This is a genomic window from Parvibaculum sp., assembly GCF_019635935.1.
Taxonomy (GTDB): Bacteria; Pseudomonadota; Alphaproteobacteria; order Parvibaculales; family Parvibaculaceae; genus Parvibaculum.
Window position 1 is genome coordinate 2,960,305 of record NZ_JAHBYN010000001.1, and the last position, 17,571, is coordinate 2,977,875.

At 62.1% G+C, this 17,571-nt stretch carries 13 protein-coding genes, 2 tRNA genes and 1 pseudogene; 8 read left to right on the plus strand and 8 right to left on the minus strand.

Going from position 1 to position 17,571, the window contains the following annotated elements; translation table 11 throughout:
- The first annotated feature begins 42 nt into the window (after positions 1–42).
- The gene (locus KF719_RS14570) at positions 43–216 is read left to right on the plus strand and encodes a hypothetical protein (protein WP_293509504.1); all 174 of its coding nucleotides are present in this window, start codon (positions 43–45) and stop codon (positions 214–216) included.
- Positions 217–291: 75 nt separating this feature from the next.
- Here KF719_RS14570 and KF719_RS14575 read toward each other — a convergent pair.
- Positions 292–368, minus strand: a tRNA-Pro gene (locus KF719_RS14575).
- Positions 369–526: 158 nt separating this feature from the next.
- On the opposite strand from KF719_RS14575, the gene KF719_RS14580 reads away from it, so the two are divergent.
- Positions 527–601: transfer RNA gene (locus KF719_RS14580), tRNA-Gln, on the plus strand.
- Positions 602–668: 67 nt separating this feature from the next.
- Here KF719_RS14580 and csgH read toward each other — a convergent pair.
- Positions 669–1,043, minus strand: a complete 375-nt coding sequence (gene csgH / locus KF719_RS14585; protein ID WP_293509506.1) for a curli-like amyloid fiber formation chaperone CsgH — start codon at positions 1,041–1,043, stop codon at positions 669–671.
- 72 nt (positions 1,044–1,115) lie between these two features.
- Positions 1,116–1,619: a hypothetical protein gene (locus KF719_RS14590; RefSeq protein WP_293509508.1), complete on the minus strand. Its 504-nt coding sequence runs from the start codon at positions 1,617–1,619 to the stop codon at positions 1,116–1,118.
- A 193-nt stretch (positions 1,620–1,812) separates the two neighbouring features.
- On the opposite strand from KF719_RS14590, the gene KF719_RS14595 reads away from it, so the two are divergent.
- Complete coding sequence (locus KF719_RS14595) at positions 1,813–2,337, plus strand: hypothetical protein (RefSeq protein ID WP_293509510.1); 525 nt, start codon at positions 1,813–1,815, stop codon at positions 2,335–2,337.
- Between the two features lie 15 nt (positions 2,338–2,352).
- Here the strand turns inward: KF719_RS14595 and KF719_RS14600 are convergent, their stop codons facing one another.
- Both KF719_RS14600 and KF719_RS14605 read right to left on the minus strand, forming a co-directional pair.
- Positions 2,353–4,233, minus strand: coding sequence for an ABC transporter ATP-binding protein (locus KF719_RS14600; protein ID WP_293509512.1), 1,881 nt, complete (start codon positions 4,231–4,233; stop codon positions 2,353–2,355).
- A complete protein-coding gene (locus KF719_RS14605) occupies positions 4,230–6,029 on the minus strand; it encodes an ABC transporter ATP-binding protein (protein ID WP_293509513.1) in 1,800 nt (599 codons plus the stop codon). The genes KF719_RS14600 and KF719_RS14605 overlap by 4 nt, the downstream gene beginning before the upstream one ends.
- Positions 6,030–6,343: 314 nt before the next feature.
- On the opposite strand from KF719_RS14605, the gene KF719_RS14610 reads away from it, so the two are divergent.
- Both KF719_RS14610 and KF719_RS14615 read left to right on the plus strand, forming a co-directional pair.
- A complete protein-coding gene (locus tag KF719_RS14610; protein WP_293510666.1) occupies positions 6,344–7,567 on the plus strand; it encodes a DUF3419 family protein in 1,224 nt (407 codons plus the stop codon).
- Between the two features lie 53 nt (positions 7,568–7,620).
- Entirely contained in the window at positions 7,621–8,262 is a 642-nt protein-coding gene (locus KF719_RS14615; protein ID WP_293510667.1) for a class I SAM-dependent methyltransferase, read from the plus strand.
- On the opposite strand, the pseudogene KF719_RS14620 reads toward KF719_RS14615, so the two are convergent.
- Positions 8,247–8,402, minus strand: a pseudogene (locus KF719_RS14620) (acyl-CoA dehydrogenase family protein); the annotation flags it as partial. The gene KF719_RS14615 and the pseudogene KF719_RS14620 sit on opposite strands and share 16 nt — an antisense overlap.
- 111 nt (positions 8,403–8,513) lie before the next feature.
- Here KF719_RS14620 and KF719_RS14625 point away from each other — a divergent pair.
- Both KF719_RS14625 and KF719_RS14630 read left to right on the plus strand, forming a co-directional pair.
- Positions 8,514–10,193, plus strand: coding sequence for a ShlB/FhaC/HecB family hemolysin secretion/activation protein (locus KF719_RS14625; RefSeq protein ID WP_293509515.1), 1,680 nt, complete (start codon positions 8,514–8,516; stop codon positions 10,191–10,193).
- Between the two features lie 16 nt (positions 10,194–10,209).
- The gene (locus KF719_RS14630; protein ID WP_293509517.1) at positions 10,210–14,076 is read left to right on the plus strand and encodes a filamentous hemagglutinin N-terminal domain-containing protein; all 3,867 of its coding nucleotides are present in this window, start codon (positions 10,210–10,212) and stop codon (positions 14,074–14,076) included.
- Between the two features lie 76 nt (positions 14,077–14,152).
- Here KF719_RS14630 and KF719_RS14635 read toward each other — a convergent pair whose 3' ends face one another.
- Complete coding sequence (locus KF719_RS14635; RefSeq protein WP_293509519.1) at positions 14,153–15,382, minus strand: acyl-CoA dehydrogenase; 1,230 nt, start codon at positions 15,380–15,382, stop codon at positions 14,153–14,155.
- 84 nt (positions 15,383–15,466) lie between these two features.
- Entirely contained in the window at positions 15,467–16,369 is a 903-nt protein-coding gene (locus KF719_RS14640) for a LysR family transcriptional regulator (RefSeq protein WP_293509521.1), read from the minus strand.
- Between the two features lie 98 nt (positions 16,370–16,467).
- Between KF719_RS14640 and KF719_RS14645 the strand changes: the two genes are divergently transcribed.
- Entirely contained in the window at positions 16,468–17,499 is a 1,032-nt protein-coding gene (locus KF719_RS14645) for an NAD-dependent epimerase/dehydratase family protein (protein WP_293509523.1), read from the plus strand.
- Positions 17,500–17,571 lie beyond the last annotated feature (72 nt).

The following is a 17,571-nucleotide window of genomic DNA, read 5'->3' on the forward strand; positions in this document are numbered from 1 at the left end:
CGCATGCGAACTGTATCCAACTGGCACAGGGGATGTCTCGTAATGAAACTCTTTCAATCGAAACGGCTGGCTGTCGCGGGCGGCGCGGCGGCGGTCGCATTGGTGGCCGTCGCGGCCGTCATGTTCCTTTCCGCCGAGCCGGCCTATGCCTGCACGCCCGGCGGCGGCAAGGTGGGGTCGCTTCTCGACCTGGTCGGCAAGCTCCTCGGCCGCTAAGCGGCCGGCAAACGTCAAAGGCTCCCGGCGCAGGGCGGCGGGAGCCTTTTGGCATTTCGGATCGTCCTGGCGCATTGGTCGGAGTGGCAGGATTCGAACCTGCGACCCCCTCGTCCCGAACGAGGTGCGCTACCAGACTGCGCCACACTCCGTGCCCCATGCGAGGCGGCGTTATAGCCGCCAAAACGGGGCCCCGCAAGGGCGATCACCCGGTGTTGGGGGTGCGGGCCGGCCGGTTGCGGGCCCCCGCCGATGCCGGTATGTTCCGCCACATTTCGCGGGGCCGATCCATCAGGCTTCCCGTGTCCGCTGGGGCGTAGCCAAGTGGTAAGGCAGCGGATTTTGATTCCGCCATTCGGAGGTTCGAACCCTCCCGCCCCAGCCAGTCCACCAATCGAACGGTTACCGGGTGAGGATTGCCCGCGTCGTCGCATCGGCGGCGTCTGTCGGGGTTAGAGCGATCCCCGGTCGCAATAGGTGACGCCGTAGGCGTCTTCGACGGTCATCTCGACGCTGTAGCGGTCGCGGGCGCCGCGGTTGAATTCGGTGACCGACACGACGGCTTCGCCGGCGTCGTCGATCTCGTAGTCGCCGCCCTGGGACACGTTCGAAGTGCCGCCCGAGCCCGAACGGACCAGCGAGAGCTGGTAGCTGCCGGCCGAACCGGGTGCGCCATAGACCACGCTCTCGATCCGCACGCCGCCGGCCACGTCATAGGCGCGGATTTCGCATCCGGCGGGCGCCACATCATTTGTGGAGGCGATGGACGCCGCCGCGCAACCGAGCACCAGCGGCAGGACGGCCAGAGACATCCGGAATTTCGACATTGTCATACTCCCTGGTTGAGAGGCAGGCGCCGGAGGCGGCGAGGGTGCCGCCTCCCTGCGCGAGCTTTGTGTTCAGTAGCCACCCTGGATGACGACCGAAGTGTTGCCGTGACCGGTCTGCACGGTGTTGGCCTTCTGGCCGTTGCCGACCTGGATGGTGGCCGCGGTGTTGTTCGAGCCCCACTGATCGGTCGTCGCCTTGTGATTGTTGCCGATCTGGGCGGTGCCGGCCGTGTTGTTGCGGCCCGTCTGGTAGGTCGCGGAGGCGTTGTTGCGGCCTTCCTGGCCGGTTACGGCGTAGTTGCCCTTGCCGTACTGGTCGGTGAGCGCCGAATTCCGGTTGCCGAGCTGCTGCTGATACAGGTAGTTCCACTGCCCGGTCTGCACGGCCTTGGAATAGTTGGCATTGCCCTTGGTGTCGATCGCACCCTTGTTGCCGTAGCCGTTCTGCGTGTAGACGCCGGTGTTGTTCCAGCCCTTCTGATAGACAGCGGCGCTGTTGCCGGCGCTGGCGCCCGTGGCGCTCGCAACGACGAGGGCGGTGAGGGCGGCGCTGGCCAGTAGAAACTTCTTCATTTTGCATCTCCTGCTCTGGGTGACCTGCATCGAGGCCGGTGGTTGACGATGTCCGTTTTAGCGAGGTGTTCCTGAGCGGGTTCTGAAGCGCGCATTCATTTTCCGTTCACCGGCAAAATTTTTGCGCGGCGGACTGAGGTGAATGCGGGGTGAATGCGGGCTTCAGGAAAGAAACAGGGCGCAGAGACTAAAGATGCGACATCAAATCCGTATACAGATCGAAAGGATCAAGGTGCACATCATGAAGAACAGGGTTTCAGGCTTTGCCGCCATCGTCTTCGCTTTCGCAATGTTCGTTTCGCCCGCCTGGGCGGGCAGCGTCGCCAGCGTCAATCAGTCGGGTGACAACGGCATCGCCTTTGTCTTCCAGAAGAAAAACATCACGTTCAGCAGCATGGTGAATGTAAAGTCGCCCGTCGTTCAATATGTGGCAGGCAAGCAGATCGAGAAACTTGCGGGCCGTATTGCGGAATCGGCAGCAAACGACAACGCACGCAGCTGCGGCTACGCGGCGCCCCGGTGGAACAATGCTTTTTTGTCTCAGTCCGGATTTGGCAACAAGGCGACGACCGGTCAGTTCGGCGGCGGCAACACGGCGAACACCCAACAGAGCGGAAGCAACAATGCGGCATACACCATTCAAAGCGGGACCGGGCATCACGCCCAGACCGTGCAGACCGGCAACAACAACATCGCGCTGGTCGTCCAGAAGTGCTGACGGCATGGCGGCGCGTCAACGCGCCGCCACATCCTGCACCTGCAACTCGTAGAGCGTCTTGTAGACGCCGCCCACGGCCATCAGTTCCTCATGCGTACCGATCTCGCGTATCCGGCCCTCCGTCAGCACGACGATGCGGTCGGCTTCGCGGATCGTCTGCAAGCGATGGGCGATGATGATGGAGGTGCGGCCTTCGGTGACCTTCGACAGCGCGTCCTGGATCAGCAATTCGGTTTCGGTGTCGATGCTGGCGGTCGCTTCGTCGAGAATCAGCACTTCGGGGTTCATCGCCAGAACGCGCGCAAAGGCGAGCAACTGGCGCTGGCCGTGGCTGAGATTGCGCCCGCGTTCGGTCAGCATCGTGTCGTAGCCCTGCGGCAACATCCGGATGAAGGGGTCGGCATGAACAAGCCGCGCCGCCGCCCGCGCCGCCTCGCGCGTGATCGCCGGATTGCCGAGCGCGATATTGTCGTAGACCGAGCCCGAAAAAATGTGGAAATCCTGCAACACGACGCCGACACGCTGGCGGATTTCCGACGGCGCCACGTCCATGATGTCGATGCCGTCGATCAGGATCGAATTTTCCGGCACGTCGTAGAAGCGGCACAACAGACGAATGAGGCTTGTCTTGCCCGAGCCTGTCGGCCCGACAATGGCGATGCGCTCGCCGGGCGCGATGTCGAACGTCACGTCGTTGAGGATCGTCAGGCCCTGCCGGTAGCCGAAGGTCAGGTGGTTGAAGCGGACATGGCCCTTGAGGTCTTTCGGCAGGGGTTTCGGCGCCGCCGGCTCCTTCAGCGCCTCGTCCCAGTCCAGCGCCTGGAAAATGCGTTCGCAACTCGCCATGGCGCGGAAAACGACGTTCCATTGTTCGCCCATCGCCACGATGGGGCGGAACATCATGTCGGCGAATTGGGCGAACAGGATGACGCTGCCGAGCGTCGCCGTCATTTCGAAGACGTGATTGCCGCCGAACCAGATGATCGCCGCCATGGCGAGAAAGGCCATGCTGTCCATCGCCGGGCCGTAATAGCTTTCGATGCGGATGGCCTGGTTTTCCTGGTTGCGATTCTCGCGGTTGATGCCGCTGTAGCGCTCGAAATTGATCTGCTCGCGGCCATAAAGCTGCACGACCTCGATGCCGGACAGGTTTTCCTGCAAATTCTCGTTGAGGCGCGACATCGAAGAGCGGATGCCGCGATAGACCTGCCGCGAGGCCATGCGGAAGATCCATGTCGCCAGCGCCGCCACCGGCAAGAGCAGCATCAATTCCATCGTCAGCGTCGGATTGAGCGCCAGCATGATGGATACGGCGACGAAGAACGGCACGAATTCGCCAAGCAGCACGCCGAATCCCGCCAGCAATTCGAAAAGCGTTTCGATGTCGTTGGTGAGCCGCGTCATCACGCGGCCGACCGCGACCCGGTCGTAGAAACTCGACGGCAGGCGCTCGAGATGGGCGAAGAGATCGCGCCGCAAGTCGCGCAACCCGTTGAGCACGGTGCGCGCCAGCATCACCCGGAAGCCATGGCCGAACGCCGCCCAGAGCAATGTCCAGAGCCCGTAGAGAATGCAGGCCGCAACGATCGGATGCAGCGTGAAGAGGTCGGCCAGCAGCGCATTGAGCGCCTTCTGGCCGAAATCGGGCGCGCCTTCGTCGGCGGTGGGCAACAAAATGCCGTCAACGACGACGCGGCTGACGACGACGGGCGCCAGAACCGCGGCGCTGGCCGCCAGCAGCACGAAGATCAACGCGATACATCCTTGCCGGCGATAGGGCCTGAGCCAGTGCATCAACCGGCCGACCAGCCCGAAGTCGAAGCCGCGCGTCTCCATCTCATCGTCGAAAACGGTGTAGTCGCGGTTTTTCTTCGCCGTCTTTGCCGGATCGCTCATGTTTCGCTCTCCGTCAGGCCGCCGAGGCTTTGCACCAGTTCGTCGCGGCGGCCCTGCTGGCGCTCAAGCGTCGCGTAAAGCCCGCCCTTCGCCAGCAGTTCGGCATGGGTGCCAACCTCCGCGACGCGGCCCTCTTCCAGCACCACGATGCGGTCTGCATGGCGCGCGGTCGAGACGCGATGCGATACCATGATGGTCGTGCGCCCCTTCCGCAGTGTCTTGAGGCGCGAGAGAATGAATTCCTCGGTCTCCGTGTCGACGGAAGAAAAACAATCGTCGAGCAGCAGCACTGGCGTCTCGCGGATCAGCCCGCGCGCCAGGCTTGCGCGCTGCTTCTGCCCGCCCGACAGCGTGACGCCGCGCTCGCCGACCATCGTTTCGAGCCGATCCGGGAAACGGCGGATCGTCGTTTCGAGGTCCGCACTCTCGGCCGCGCGCCAGACCTCTTCCGTTTCGCGCGACGGATTGTCGTAGGAAATGTTCTGCGCGATATGCGTGGCGAAAAGAAACGGATCCTGCGGCACCATCGCCACCTGCCCGCGCACCTGCGTCAGCGGCAGCATGCGGATGTCGCGTCCGTCGAGATAGACCGATCCCGGCGGCGGATCGAGCAGCCGCACGATCAGGCGCAGCAACGTCGATTTTCCGGAACCGACGCGCCCCAGCACCGCGACCATCTCGCCCTTGCCGATTTCCAGCGAGACGTCGTTGAGCGCCGGCCAGCCGTCACCCGAACGCGCCGGATGCACATAGGAAAGATGATGCAGCGTGATCGCGCCGCCGATCTCGTCGAGCGGGGCCGCATCGGGTGCATCGCGAATTTCAGGCTCGCGGTCGAGAATCTCGAAAATCCGCGCCGCCGCCGAGCCGCCGCGCTGGAACAGCGTCACCATCACGCCGCCTTCCTTGATCGGCGCCAGCATCATGTTGAGATAGAAGATGAAGGCGGTGAAGGTGCCGAGCGTGATCGTGCCCTCGATCACCTGGAAGCCGCCATAGCCGACCACCAGCAGCGTCGTGAAGCCGGTTGCGATCAGCATGGCCGAGGTGAGGCCGGAATTCAGAAACATCAGCTTGTAGTAATCGCGCGCATAAGCATCCGACGTCGCCTCGAAGCGGTCGATCTCGCGGTCCTCCTGCGCATGGGTCTGAATGGTGCGGATGCCGTTGAGGTTTTCCTGCACTTGTGCCGAGAGTGTCGAGAAACCTTCCTGCACCAGTGTCGACTGATTGAAGATTTTTTTGGCCAGTACCCAGCCGATGACGGCGAAGACGGGCAGCGCCGGCAACAGCAACAGCGTCAGCGACGCCGACTGATAGAACATGAAAATGAAGGCGATGAGGCCCGAAAAGCCGAGCACGAACAGGAGCCGCGTGCCCATGCCGATCAGCTGCCGGATCAGCGCGATGTCGTTGATCGCGCGCGCCATCAGGTCGCCGGTCGGAAATTGCGAGAAGAAACGCGGCCCCATCAGCTCGAGATGCCAATAGAGCCGCTGGCGAAGATTGAAGGCGATCTCGACGCCGACCTCGCGCACATAGCGCCGCCCGTAATTGAAGGCGAAATAGCGGACCACCATCAGGCCGAGGATCGCCAGCGCCGGATGCGCAAGCCGCATGTCGCCGGCGGCGATCCGGTCGATGCCCATTTTGAGATAAAGCGGCATGAAGGCTTCGAGCAGACGTCCGAAATTGATCAGCGACATGCCGCCCCAGAAGCGAAGCTTGTGCTGCTGGACCAGAGGCACGAGCCGCCACAAGGGGCTGCGTTCCGGGGGCTTGCGCGGCGATTCCACGGGAGAACGTCCGGGGCTTTGGCGCGGGCGGGCCGCGCCGGCTGAAACGGGGGCCACCGGACCCCGATTTTCCGGCGGGAACCGGACGGGGAACGAGCGGCGATGCTTCCTGGAGTTGTCGTCTTCGCCCTCGACTATACGCCTCGCAAACCGATTCGGAAGCGGGCTTGTCGTCCAACCGTCACGACACTGTCATCCGAAAGCGGTATCGGCGGGATGTCCTCCGGCATGACGCCGGAGGCGCCATCCGTTTTCGCCAGGAGAGGCCCTTGTCCGAAACCGCCATCCCCGCCGACGCCGAATTCGTGACCCCTGTGGCCGGCCGGCGCGGCGTGCGCCGCGGCCTCGGCCGCGCCGTGCATCGCCACAAGGCGGCCTCGCGCGAGGGGGTGACGGAGCGCCTCTTCACCTGGCTCTTCACCGGCCTTGTCTATCCGCAAATCTGGGAGGACCCGGAGGTCGACATGGCGGCGATGGAGCTGACGCCGGAAAGCCGGGTGGTCGCCATCGCGTCCGGCGGCTGCAATGTGATGTCCTATCTGGCCGCGGGGCCGGCGCGCGTCACCGCGCTCGATCTCAATGCGCCGCATGTCGCGCTGGTGAAACTGAAGCTCGCCGGTGCCGCCCGTCTGCCGAGCCATGAACATTTCTTCCGCTTTTTCGGCCGCGCCGACATTCGCGACAATCTCGGCCTTTACACGCGGCTGCTGCGGCCGGCGCTCGACGAGGCGACGCGCGCCTATTGGGACAAGCGCACCCTGAGCGGACGCCGCCGCATCTCGCTTTTCGCGCGCGGCTTCTATCGCCACGGCCTGCTTGGACATTTCATCGGCGTCGCGCATCTGCTGGCGCGGCTTTACGGCATTTCTTTCCGCGCCCTGCTCGACGCCCCGACGATCGAGGGTCAGCGCCGCTTCTTCGACGAGAAGCTCGCGCCGGTCTTCGACCGCAAATTCATCCGCTGGCTGACCGGCAAGCCCTCATCCCTCTACGGCCTCGGCATTCCGCCGGCGCAATACGAAGCGCTGGCCGGCGGGCGCGAAATGCGGCTCGTGCTGCGCGAAAGGCTCGAACGCCTGGTATGCGGCTTTCCGCTGAAGGAAAACTACTTCGCCTGGCAGGCATTCGCGCGCGGCTACGCGCCGGGCGCCGATGGACCCTTGCCGCTTTACCTGAAGCGCGAAAATTTCGCCGCGCTTCAGGCGCATGCGGGCCGGGCCGAAGTGCTGAACGCTTCTTTCACCGAATATCTGCGCTGTCAGGCGGATGTGAGCGCCGACCGCTATGTGCTGCTCGACGCACAGGACTGGATGACGGATGCGCAACTGAACGATCTGTGGACCGAAATCACGCGCACGGCGCGGCCGGGCGCCCGGGTGATTTTCCGCACCGCCGCCGAACCGAGCCTGCTGCCGGGCCGTGTCGGCGACGAAATTCTTGCGCGCTGGGACTACCGCGCCGAAGCCTCGCGCGCCTTCACCTTGCAGGACCGGTCGTCCATCTATGGCGGCTTCCACCTTTATGTCTTCAGAGGATGAGCGACGTGAGCGCGGTCGCGCACGAGGAGGAGGCTGGAAGCCACGGACGGTTGATGGACCGCGTCTATCGCCGCCAGCGCCACTTCTACGATCTGACGCGGCGCTACTATCTGTTGGGCCGCGACCGGCTGATCGAGAACCTGTCGCCGCCGCCCGGCGCAACCGTGCTGGAAGTCGGCTGCGGCACCGGACGCAATCTCGTTCACGCCGCCCGCCTGCACGGTCAAGCTGATTATTTCGGTATCGACATTTCGCATGAAATGCTGGCGAGTGCGCGTCGCGCCGCGCGGCGTGCGGGCTTCGACGGCGCAATCCATCTCGCGGCCGGCGACGCGACGCGCTTTCATCCTTATGCGGTATTCGGCCTCAGCCGTTTCGACCGCATCTTCATGTCCTACACGCTGTCGATGATCCCCGACTGGCAGGCGGCGCTGGCGCAAGGCGTCTGCAACCTCGCGCCGGGCGGCAGCCTGCACATCGTCGATTTCGGTCAGCAGGAACGCCTGCCGCGCTGGTGCCGCGCGCTGTTGCAGGCATGGCTCGCGCGTTTTCACGTCACGCCGCGCCGCGATCTCGACCGGGCGTTGCGCGTGCTTGCCGAAAAGCTCGGCGCCGATCTCGAATTCCGCCGGCTCTATCGCGGCTATGCCTGGTATGCGGTGCTCACGCTTCCGCCGGCTCAGAAAAACGCCTGAATGCCCGTCTGCTCGCGGCCGAGGATTAGCGCATGCACGTCATGCGTGCCTTCATAGGTATTGACCGCTTCGAGGTTCATCGCGTGGCGGATGACGTGATACTCGTCCGAAACGCCGTTGCCGCCATGCATGTCGCGCGCGACGTAAATCTTCTGCGAACCGTATTGGCCAAAGAATTATAGGTACACTGAGTTTCAGCAAATTGACTCTTCTCTACAATTCTTCATAATACCGAAAGAATGGGGGACGGAGTGAGCCAGATTGCGGGACTGCGCTGCTTTGCGATCGCGTCGATGGTGTGGTTGGTACCAATCACTGCTGTTGCGCAGGTTATTCCTCCAGCGGCTCAGCCTGGAAGGGAGCATGAGCGGTTCATGGAGCCCCGGGCGCCGCAAGTACAACCCGGCCCGCCGGTTATTTATTTGCCCGGTACGGTTGCTCCATCGGGAGCGGATGAGGTTGATCTCCTTCTCACCCATGTCGCTGTAGAGGGGACTTCCGTCTATGGTTTGGAAGATATCAGGCCGCTCTATGCCGAGTTCGTCGGACGAAAGGTGACATTACAGACCGTCTATGAAATCGCGCGCCGTATAACTGCCAGATACGGCGCGGACGGCTACGTACTCGCTCGCGCGATCGTGCCGCCACAGGAGATCGACGCCGACGGCGCTTCTATCCGCATCGAAGTGATAGAGGGTCGTATCGACAAGGTCGTGTGGCCTGAAGAACTTGCCCTCTACCGCGATTTCTTTTCGGCATACGCGCGAAAAATTGTCGCGCAGCGGCCCGCAAATATTCGCATCATGGAGAGATATCTTCTTCTGGCAAACGATCTGCCAGGGCTGCAGATCAGAACTGCGCTGCAGGCGTCTGAAGAGGAGGCCGGAGCATCGACATTGGTTGTTGAGGTCTTGGAATCTCCCATCGAAGTCAATGCTCGCCTTGACAATCGGGGCACATCATCGCGGGGACCGGAGCAGTTTCTTGCCTCGGCGACCTTCAGCAACGTTGCGGGAATGCACGAAGCATTGACCTTTGTCTATGCCGGCGCCCTGCAAATAGATGAATTGCAGTATGTTGCAGCGTCCTACAACCAGGTGCTTGGCAGCGAGGGGCTCGCTCTTTCTGTCAACGCTAGCCACAGTTGGGGTGAGCCGGGAACCGCCACGCTGCAATCACTGGACTTTGTGACGCGCAGTACCGTCGTCGAAGCGGGATTGAGTTATCCGGTTGTCCGATCACGTGAGCGCAATTTGACGCTTACGGGTCTCGCTTTCATGAACGACAACGACAGCGATGTTCTGGGCGGATCGTTCAATGTCGACCGTCTCCGTGGTGTGCGAGTGAGGGCCGATGCCGATGTGGCGGACCGCTGGCAAGGTGTTAGTCAATTCAGCCTGACTTTCAGTCAGGGTATCGACGGGCTAGGTAGTACCGCAAACGGGCATCCGCAGGCTTCCCGCGCTGCAGGTCGCGTGGACTTCAGAAAACTCGAAGCGATGCTTGGCAGGACGCAACCCATTTCGTCCGAAGTTTCTGCGTATGCCGCCGCTTATGCACTGTATGGCTTCGATCCACTGCTCGTTTCCGAGCAATGCGGCTTCGGTGGTCGATTCTTTGGGCGGGCCTTCGATCCCTCGGCCATTGTCGGCGATCGTTGTTTGCAGCTTCTTGGTGAGCTTCGCTACGATCTGCCTCCGGTAGCGGCGATCGCCGATGCCTCCACCCAGATATACGGCTTCGCCGATTACGGCAGGGTGCACACATTGTCACCCGCCGCTGGAACTCCATCCAGTGCGTCGGCTGCGTCAGGTGGTGCGGGGCTGAGACTTAATGCAGGAAGTTTCAACGTCGACTTGACCGCAGCCAAGGCAATTGATGGGCCCCGCAACGATTGGCGGTTTTTCTTCTCAGTTGCCATGCGTTACTAGCTCAAAGGAGGGCCGGGTGAACAGAATCCGTCGTCTGCTGCTCGCAAGTTTCTTTCCGGCGCTGCTTGGGTTCGATGCGGCCATGGCAAATCCCGTCGGTCCGCAGGTGGTTGCCGGTCATGCGACAGCGCACGGTGTGGGTACGCCCGATGTCACCGTGACGCAGACGACCAGCAAGGCCATTCTCAATTGGAATACGTTCGATATCGGCGCGGGCGAAAGGACGCGGTTCGTTCAACCGGGTGCCTCGTCTGTTGCGCTCAATCGCGTAACCGGAGGCTTCGGTCCGTCGCAACTCAATGGTGAGTTGACGGCAAATGGCCGAATTTTTCTTGTCAATCCTGACGGAATCCTGATTGGACCAGGCGGAAGAATAGACACGGCTGGATTTCTTGCCACGACGCATGACATCGGGAACGACGATTTCATGGCAGGCCGGTTCCAGTTCACGATACCGGGCCGCCCGGATGCGTCGGTCGTCAATGAGGGTGCGATCACTGCAATGGGACAGGGATTCGCAGCACTGGTGGCGCCGGGTGTACGGAACAGCGGCACGATTGTCGCGACCCTTGGCAGAGTGGGGCTTGCGGCCGGCAACGGATTCACTCTCGACCTTTACGGTGATCGCCTGATTCAACTCGTCATTTCGGATTCGATCGCATCCGAAGTGAGAGATGTTTCGACCGGGCAGGCACTTGCTTCCCTCGTCGCCAACCGAGGTGAAATATCGGCGGGCGGAGGACTGGTCGAATTGAGCGCCGCTACGGCGCGCCGGGCGGTCGATTCCGTCATCAACAATTCGGGCGTCATTGAAGCCGATTCATTCGATCGCAAGGATGGCCTGATCGTGCTCAACGGCGCGGCGGCATCCACAAAACTTGCCGGGGCACCTGTGCAGGAAGTCAAACTTTCCGGGACGCTATCGGCCGCAGGCCGAGAGGAGGGAGCAAGCGGCGGTGTCGTATTGGTGACGGGCGAGGCCATCGAGTTGACGTCGGCGACAATCGATGTCTCCGGCCGGGCAGGTGGCGGCACTGTTTTGATCGGTGGAGACGTGGGCGGCGGACGTCCAAGTGCGGTGGCGTCGACGAACTCGAAGGCAATGCCCCATTCTCAAGTGATCTCGACTGCAAGCACGGTCGCTATCGACGAGGCGAGCGCGATAGACGCCTCGGCAAAGTTGTCGGGCGACGGTGGCAAGGTCGTAGTGTGGGCGGATGGGACAACGGATTTTGCGGGTAGTATTGAGGCGAGGGGTGGCGCATCTCGAGGCGATGGCGGCTTTGTCGAAGTGTCTGGTCATCAGCAGCTTGCCTTCGCGGGCTCTGTCGATGCCGGTGCGTCGAATGGAAAAAGCGGAACGCTCCTGCTTGATCCGCAGGACATAACGATCGGCAATACCGGCACGTGGATCGTCACACCTTCGGCGCTGACGGCGGCACTCGCATCTAACGACGTGTTCATTGTAACGAATGCGGCGTTGCCCGGCAGCGGCGACATTTTCGTGGCCGAAGGAATCATTTGGAACAGCGCCAACACTCTGACGCTTACGGCGCATCGGAACATTGTCTTCAACAATGGTGTCACTGTTGCAAACACGGGCGGCGGCTCCCTGAATCTTGGTGCCGGCATCACACATCCTGTCGTTGCGCCGGGGTATGGCAATGGCCTCGGTACCATACTTTTCAATGGAAACGGCAAAGTTGATTTCAGTGGCAGCACCGGCTTCGTAGACTTCGGCTACAATCCGGTGGGCGGATACACCAATCCAACAAACTTCAGCGCTCGTGTCCTGACCAACCCCTTGGTGCCAGGTCAATTTGGCGCCTACATGTGGGTCAATAACCTTCATGACCTGAATAACATCCGTCAGAACCTTTCAGGCAACTACGCCATCGCCAACAGGATCGATGCGAGCGCGACGGCGGGCTGGAATGGCGGCGCCGGCTTCATTCCGATCGGAGACTGGTTTAATCCGTTCAGTGGCTCGTTGATCGGCATCGGGGGAAATCTCCCTCTTGTTGAGTACCGCGCGACCATTGAAAATCTGACAATTATTTCCGCCGCCGAATTTGTCGGCCTCTTCGGCGTCCTTTCCGACACGGCATTCTTACGGGGCATCGATCTGATCAACGCGCATGTCGTCGGGACGAGAGCTGGAGACGCCGTCGTGGGGGCGCTGGCGGGAATGAACTCCGGCATCGTCGCGGAATCGTCCGCGACTGGCGGCACCGTTTTGGGCACCTCCTCGCCGGCCGGTTATGCTGCGACGGGCGGGCTCGTCGGCGTCAACGATTTTATCGGCACGATATTCGCGTCGAATACCAATCTGGCGGTGTTCGGCTTTAAGGGGGAAGCAGGTGGTCTGGCCGGCAGAAATCTCGGCGTGATCGCCGAATCCGCTGCCCGCGGATCGCTCACCTTGAGCGGCGCATCGGCCGAATTTGGTGGCGGGTTGGCCGGCGTAAACGACGGCACGATTTTAATGTCGGAAGCGACTGGCTCCGTCTCTGTAACTTCCGGCTCCCCGGGCGCGATCGCAGGCGGCTTCTTGGGTATGAACTTCGGAACCGTCTCCCATTCCCGCGCAGCCGGTTCGGTGTCTCTGAACGGCTTTGGCGGGTATGCCGGAGGCTTCGTCGGCTACAACGCTTTGACAGGGATCGTGAATTCCTACGCAACCGGCGTTGTGAACGGCGGGGTGGCCGGATCCGAGCGATTGGGCGGGTTTGCCGGGTGGAACGAAGCGACCATTGCCTGGAGCTATGCTGCAGGGCAGGTGAGCGGCGGCGGCGCGGGAGTGGCGCGCGGCGGCTTTGTCGGTGAGGAAGCTGGGCTTGTTCTGCAATCCTATTGGGATATGCAGAACACGGGGCAGGCATCGGGGGCCGGGCTTGGGGTAACCGGTGCAACCGGCCTCACGACCGCGCAACTCAAGAGCGCCGCGCTTCCAGCGGGCTTCAGCGACACGGTATGGCGCGCCGGCAATGGCAACTATCCTTCGCTCCTCTGGCAGGGAGCCATGCCGCTAACGCCAACACCCGCAACCCTTTTGCAGGCCGTTGCCGGTCCGGCTGTCAAGTCGACGGTCTCGGAATCCAGCGCTCAATTGACGGGACAAGAGAAAGACTTGTCGAAGATTGAACTTCCAAGCGGGAAGACAGTGACAACGGTTTTTCCGCCAACGGCGGACGCATCCCATGCGGAGATGAGGGAACAGCTACATCAAGTCCTATCCCTGATCCCGGGACTTTCCAGCTACACAATTAGAACGCTAATTGAAAACGCTGTTTTTAGCGCGTTCGAGAGTGCGTTGGTTGAATCTGTCGCTCGGGAGCAACTTTTTCAAATCTTCTTGTCGAACCTGCGGGCGCAAAACACACTTACTGGCGAAACGGGTATCAATTTCGTTGAGGCAGTTATTTCAGATGCAGTTGCCATGTCCATAGAAGCGTGGACGAAAAGCCAAGGTTGGTCTGAATATCTTATCCGCCCCACCATTTTCGCCGCCAGGCTCGCTGTTGCGAACGGTTTTGCTCAAGTAAACCCCAAATACGGTCCGGGAGTGGCAACTTTAATTGCCACGTCAAGAACTACAACTATGCAATTAGTGGAAACCGCACAAGCCGGTGTTGGTCTTTGGACCGATATTCAATCTCTTCGAGACGATTTTGCTCGTTTGGAATTCGGCGCTGATGAATTGCATGCTCGCGCAATAGAAAAAAGGAATGAGGGAGACGTCAGTGGCAGCATTGCTTTGTTTAGACTGGAACTTGACACGCGGAACGCAATCTCCGACCTCAGGCAACAGTACACTGTAGGAGGTGTGAGCATTCTGGACAATTCGGGTGCATGGAATTTTCTATCGATCTTCGCGCGTTAGTTTGTTGGAGAATGCCGAAGAGGAAGTTAGGTGTTTTAGAGAAATGCCTATTGCGGGTGCGTTGTATGGATGCACCTCAGAAAAACGCCTGAATGCCCGTCTGCTCGCGGCCGAGGATCAGCGCGTGGACGTCGTGCGTGCCTTCATAGGTATTGACCGCTTCGAGGTTCATCGCGTGGCGGATGACGTGATACTCGTCCGAGACGCCGTTGCCGCCATGCATGTCGCGCGCGACGCGGGCGATATCGAGCGCCTTGCCGCAATTGTTGCGCTTCATCAGCGAGATCGAGGCGGGCGCCGCCGTACCGGCGTCGAACATGCGTCCGAGCTGCAGGCAGCCTTGCAAGCCGAGCGTGATTTCGGTCTGCATGTCGGCGAGCTTTTTCTGGATGAGCTGGTTGGCGGCCAGCGGCCGGCCGAACTGCTTGCGGTCGAGCGTATATTGCCGCGCCGCAAGCCAGCAAAACTCCGCCGCGCCCATCGCGCCCCAGGCAATGCCGTAGCGCGCCCGATTGAGGCAGCCGAAGGGGCCTGAAAGCCCGCGCACATTCGGCAGCAGGTTTTCTTCCGGCACGAACACGTCCTGCAATGAAATCTCGCCGGTGATCGAGGCGCGAAGCGAGAATTTGCCCTCGATCTTCGGCGTCTCGAAGCCCTTGAACCCGCGCTCGACAACGAAACCGCGGATGACATCGTCTTCCGTCTTCGCCCAGACGACCGCGAGATCGGCGATCGGCGAATTGGTGATCCACATTTTCGCGCCGTTGAGCACATAGCCGCCATCGGCCTTTTTCGCCCGCGTCTTCATCGAGCCGGGATCGGAGCCGTGATCGGGTTCGGTGAGGCCGAAACAGCCGACCCATTCGCCGCTCGCGAGCTTCGGCAGATATTTCTCGCGCTGCGCTTCGGTGCCATAGGCATGGATCGGATGCATGACGAGCGAGGACTGCACGCTCATCGCCGAGCGATAGCCCGAATCCACGCGCTCGATCTCGCGCGCCACCAGCCCGTAACAGACATAGGAGAGCCCGGCGCAACCGTATTTCTCCGGCAGCGTCGGCCCGAGCAGCCCTTGCGCGCCCATCTCGTTCATGATCTCGCGGTGGAAGATCTCGTGCCGGTTGGCGTCGCGCACGCGCGGTATCAGCTTTTCCTGCGCATAGGCCCGCGCGCTGTCGCGGACCAGCCGCTCCTCCTCGGTGAGCTGCGTGTCGAGCAGCAGCGGATCCTGCCAGTTGAAGGAGGCGAGCGGCGGATTGGGCTTTTCGCCGGTTGCGGGCGACTTGGCTTCGGCGGCATTCGACATCGGTTCGTCCTCGAAACGTCGGGGCAGGGCGGTTTGTCGAAGGATATAGCAGGCAAGCAGGCGCCCCGCACCCGCTTGTTTGGCTCAGCGCGCCGCTTCGCGCGTATAGGCCGTCATTTCCTCGGCCAGATGGTCGAACATCAGGCGCATCCGCCGGCTGGTCTTCAAATCCTCATGCATCGCGATCCAGACATCGAGCTCGAACTCGACCGCCCCCGGCAGCACCGGCACCAGATCGGGGTAGCGCAGCGCCAGCGCATATTGGCACATGCCGAAACCGACGCCCGCCCGGAGCGCCGCAAACTGGCCGACATCGCTGTCGCAGCGGAACGCGAAGAGTTCGCGGCTGAGCGGAAAGCCGCCGAGGTCCTTCAACCGCCGGATCGACGATTCCCGGTCGAAACCGATGATCGGGAATTGCGTGAGGTCGTCGACCGATTGCGGCATCCCGTGCCGCTGGATCAGGTTCTTGTGCGCATGAAGGCCGAGCCCGATCGTGCCGCATTTTCTCGCGACAAGGGAGGTTTGCGTCGGCCGGATCATCCGGATGGCGATGTCGGCGTCGCGGCGGATGAGATCGTCCGAGCGGTTGGACAGCACAAGCTCGATGGCGATACGGGGATGTTCCTCGCTGAAGCGCGCAAGGATCGGCGGCAGCACTTCCGTCCCGATCATCTCGCTGGCGGTGATGCGCACCGTGCCCCGATCTTCCTCCGCCTCGCCTGAAGCCGCGCGTTGCAGCGCCTCCGCCGCCATCGACATAGCCTCGGCATGGGGGACCAGCGCGAGCGCCAGTTCCGTCGGCGCGAGCCCGCCCTGCGAGCGAGTGAAAAGGGCGGTGCCGAGCGATTGCTCCAGCGCGTCGATATGGCGGCCGACGGTCGGTTGCGTCAGGCCGAGCAGCCGCGCCCCGCCCGAGAGGCTGCCCTCCCGGACGACCGCAAGGAAGGAGCGATAGAGTTCCCAGCCGGGCGATGTGTCTGTCATACGTAAATGTATAAAGGTTCCCCGAATTTAGGCAATTCATATTCGAATATGAATATCCCATTCTCCAGTCAACGAAACGCGGAACTGGAGATTGAAACATGGCTTCGACGGCACTCATCATCGGCGCAACTGGCGGCTTCGGCAGCGAAATGGCCCTGGCCCTCCGCAACCACGGCTGGCAGGTGCGCGCCATGCACCGCAAGCCGAAGGCGGCGGCCCGGCAACTGGCCGACATGCCCTTCATCGACTGGGTGAAGGGCGACGCCATGAATGCCGCCGATGTGAAGGCGGCGGCCGTCAACGCCGACCTGATCGTCCACGCCGTCAATCCGCCCGGCTACCGCAACTGGGCCGGCACCGTGGTGCCGATGATCGACAACACGATCGCGGCGGCGAAGGCCAATGGCGCCCGCATCCTCTTTCCGGGCACGGTCTATAATTTCGGCCCGGACGCCTTTCCGCTGCTCGCCGAGACCTCGCCGCAGAACCCGAAGACCCGCAAGGGCAAGCTCCGTGTCGAGATGGAACGCCGCCTGCGCGCGGCGTCCGGCGAAGGCGTGCCCGTGCTGATCCTGCGCGCCGGCGATTTCTTCGGCAGCCGCTACGCCGGCAACAACTGGTTCGCGCAAGGGCTGGTGAAGCCCGGCAAGCCGGTCCGCGCCGTCACCTATCCCGGTCCGCACAAGATCGGTCATGCCTGGGCCTATCTGCCGGACATGGCCGAGACGGCGGCGCGTCTTCTCGGCCGCACCGGCGAACTCCAAGCCTTTGAGGTTTTCCATTTCGGCGGTCACTGGCTCGAACACGGCATCGAAATGGCCGATGCCATCCGCGCCGCCGCGCGGCGGCCCGATGCGCCCATCAGGAAGCTTCCCTGGTTCGCGCTGACGCTGCTGTCGCCTTTCGTCGAGACATTCCGCGAGATGCGCGAGATGCGCTACCTCTGGAAAAAGCCGGTGCGGCTCGACGACACGAAACTCGCCGCTTTTCTCGGCGCCGTACCCCACACGCCGCTCGACATCGCCGTCCGCCAGAGCCTCGCCGCGCTTGGCTGCCTGGGCGCCGGCGACCTCAATCCCGAAGACGAAACCCTCTCCCTCACCAGCCTCACGGAAGGAACGATCCAATGACCTCCACCAACCGCATCGAACGCATGTTCACCGCCGTCGCCGCCACCGCGCTCGGCATCTATGTCCTCGGAT

What these genes read in the sequence shown, in the direction of transcription:
- KF719_RS14615 (WP_293510667.1), top strand. Translation starts at nt 7,621, where the DNA reads ATGGACCGCGTCTATCGCCGCCAGCGCCACTTCTACGATCTGACGCGG.
- KF719_RS14640 (WP_293509521.1), bottom strand. Translation starts at nt 16,369, where the DNA reads ATGACAGACACATCGCCCGGCTGGGAACTCTATCGCTCCTTCCTTGCG.
- KF719_RS14635 (WP_293509519.1), bottom strand. Translation starts at nt 15,382, where the DNA reads ATGTCGAATGCCGCCGAAGCCAAGTCGCCCGCAACCGGCGAAAAGCCC.
- KF719_RS14595 (WP_293509510.1), top strand. Translation starts at nt 1,813, where the DNA reads ATGCGACATCAAATCCGTATACAGATCGAAAGGATCAAGGTGCACATC.
- KF719_RS14570 (WP_293509504.1), top strand. Translation starts at nt 43, where the DNA reads ATGAAACTCTTTCAATCGAAACGGCTGGCTGTCGCGGGCGGCGCGGCG.
- KF719_RS14600 (WP_293509512.1), bottom strand. Translation starts at nt 4,233, where the DNA reads ATGAGCGATCCGGCAAAGACGGCGAAGAAAAACCGCGACTACACCGTT.
- csgH (WP_293509506.1), bottom strand. Translation starts at nt 1,043, where the DNA reads ATGTCGAAATTCCGGATGTCTCTGGCCGTCCTGCCGCTGGTGCTCGGT.
- KF719_RS14590 (WP_293509508.1), bottom strand. Translation starts at nt 1,619, where the DNA reads ATGAAGAAGTTTCTACTGGCCAGCGCCGCCCTCACCGCCCTCGTCGTT.
- KF719_RS14645 (WP_293509523.1), top strand. Translation starts at nt 16,468, where the DNA reads ATGGCTTCGACGGCACTCATCATCGGCGCAACTGGCGGCTTCGGCAGC.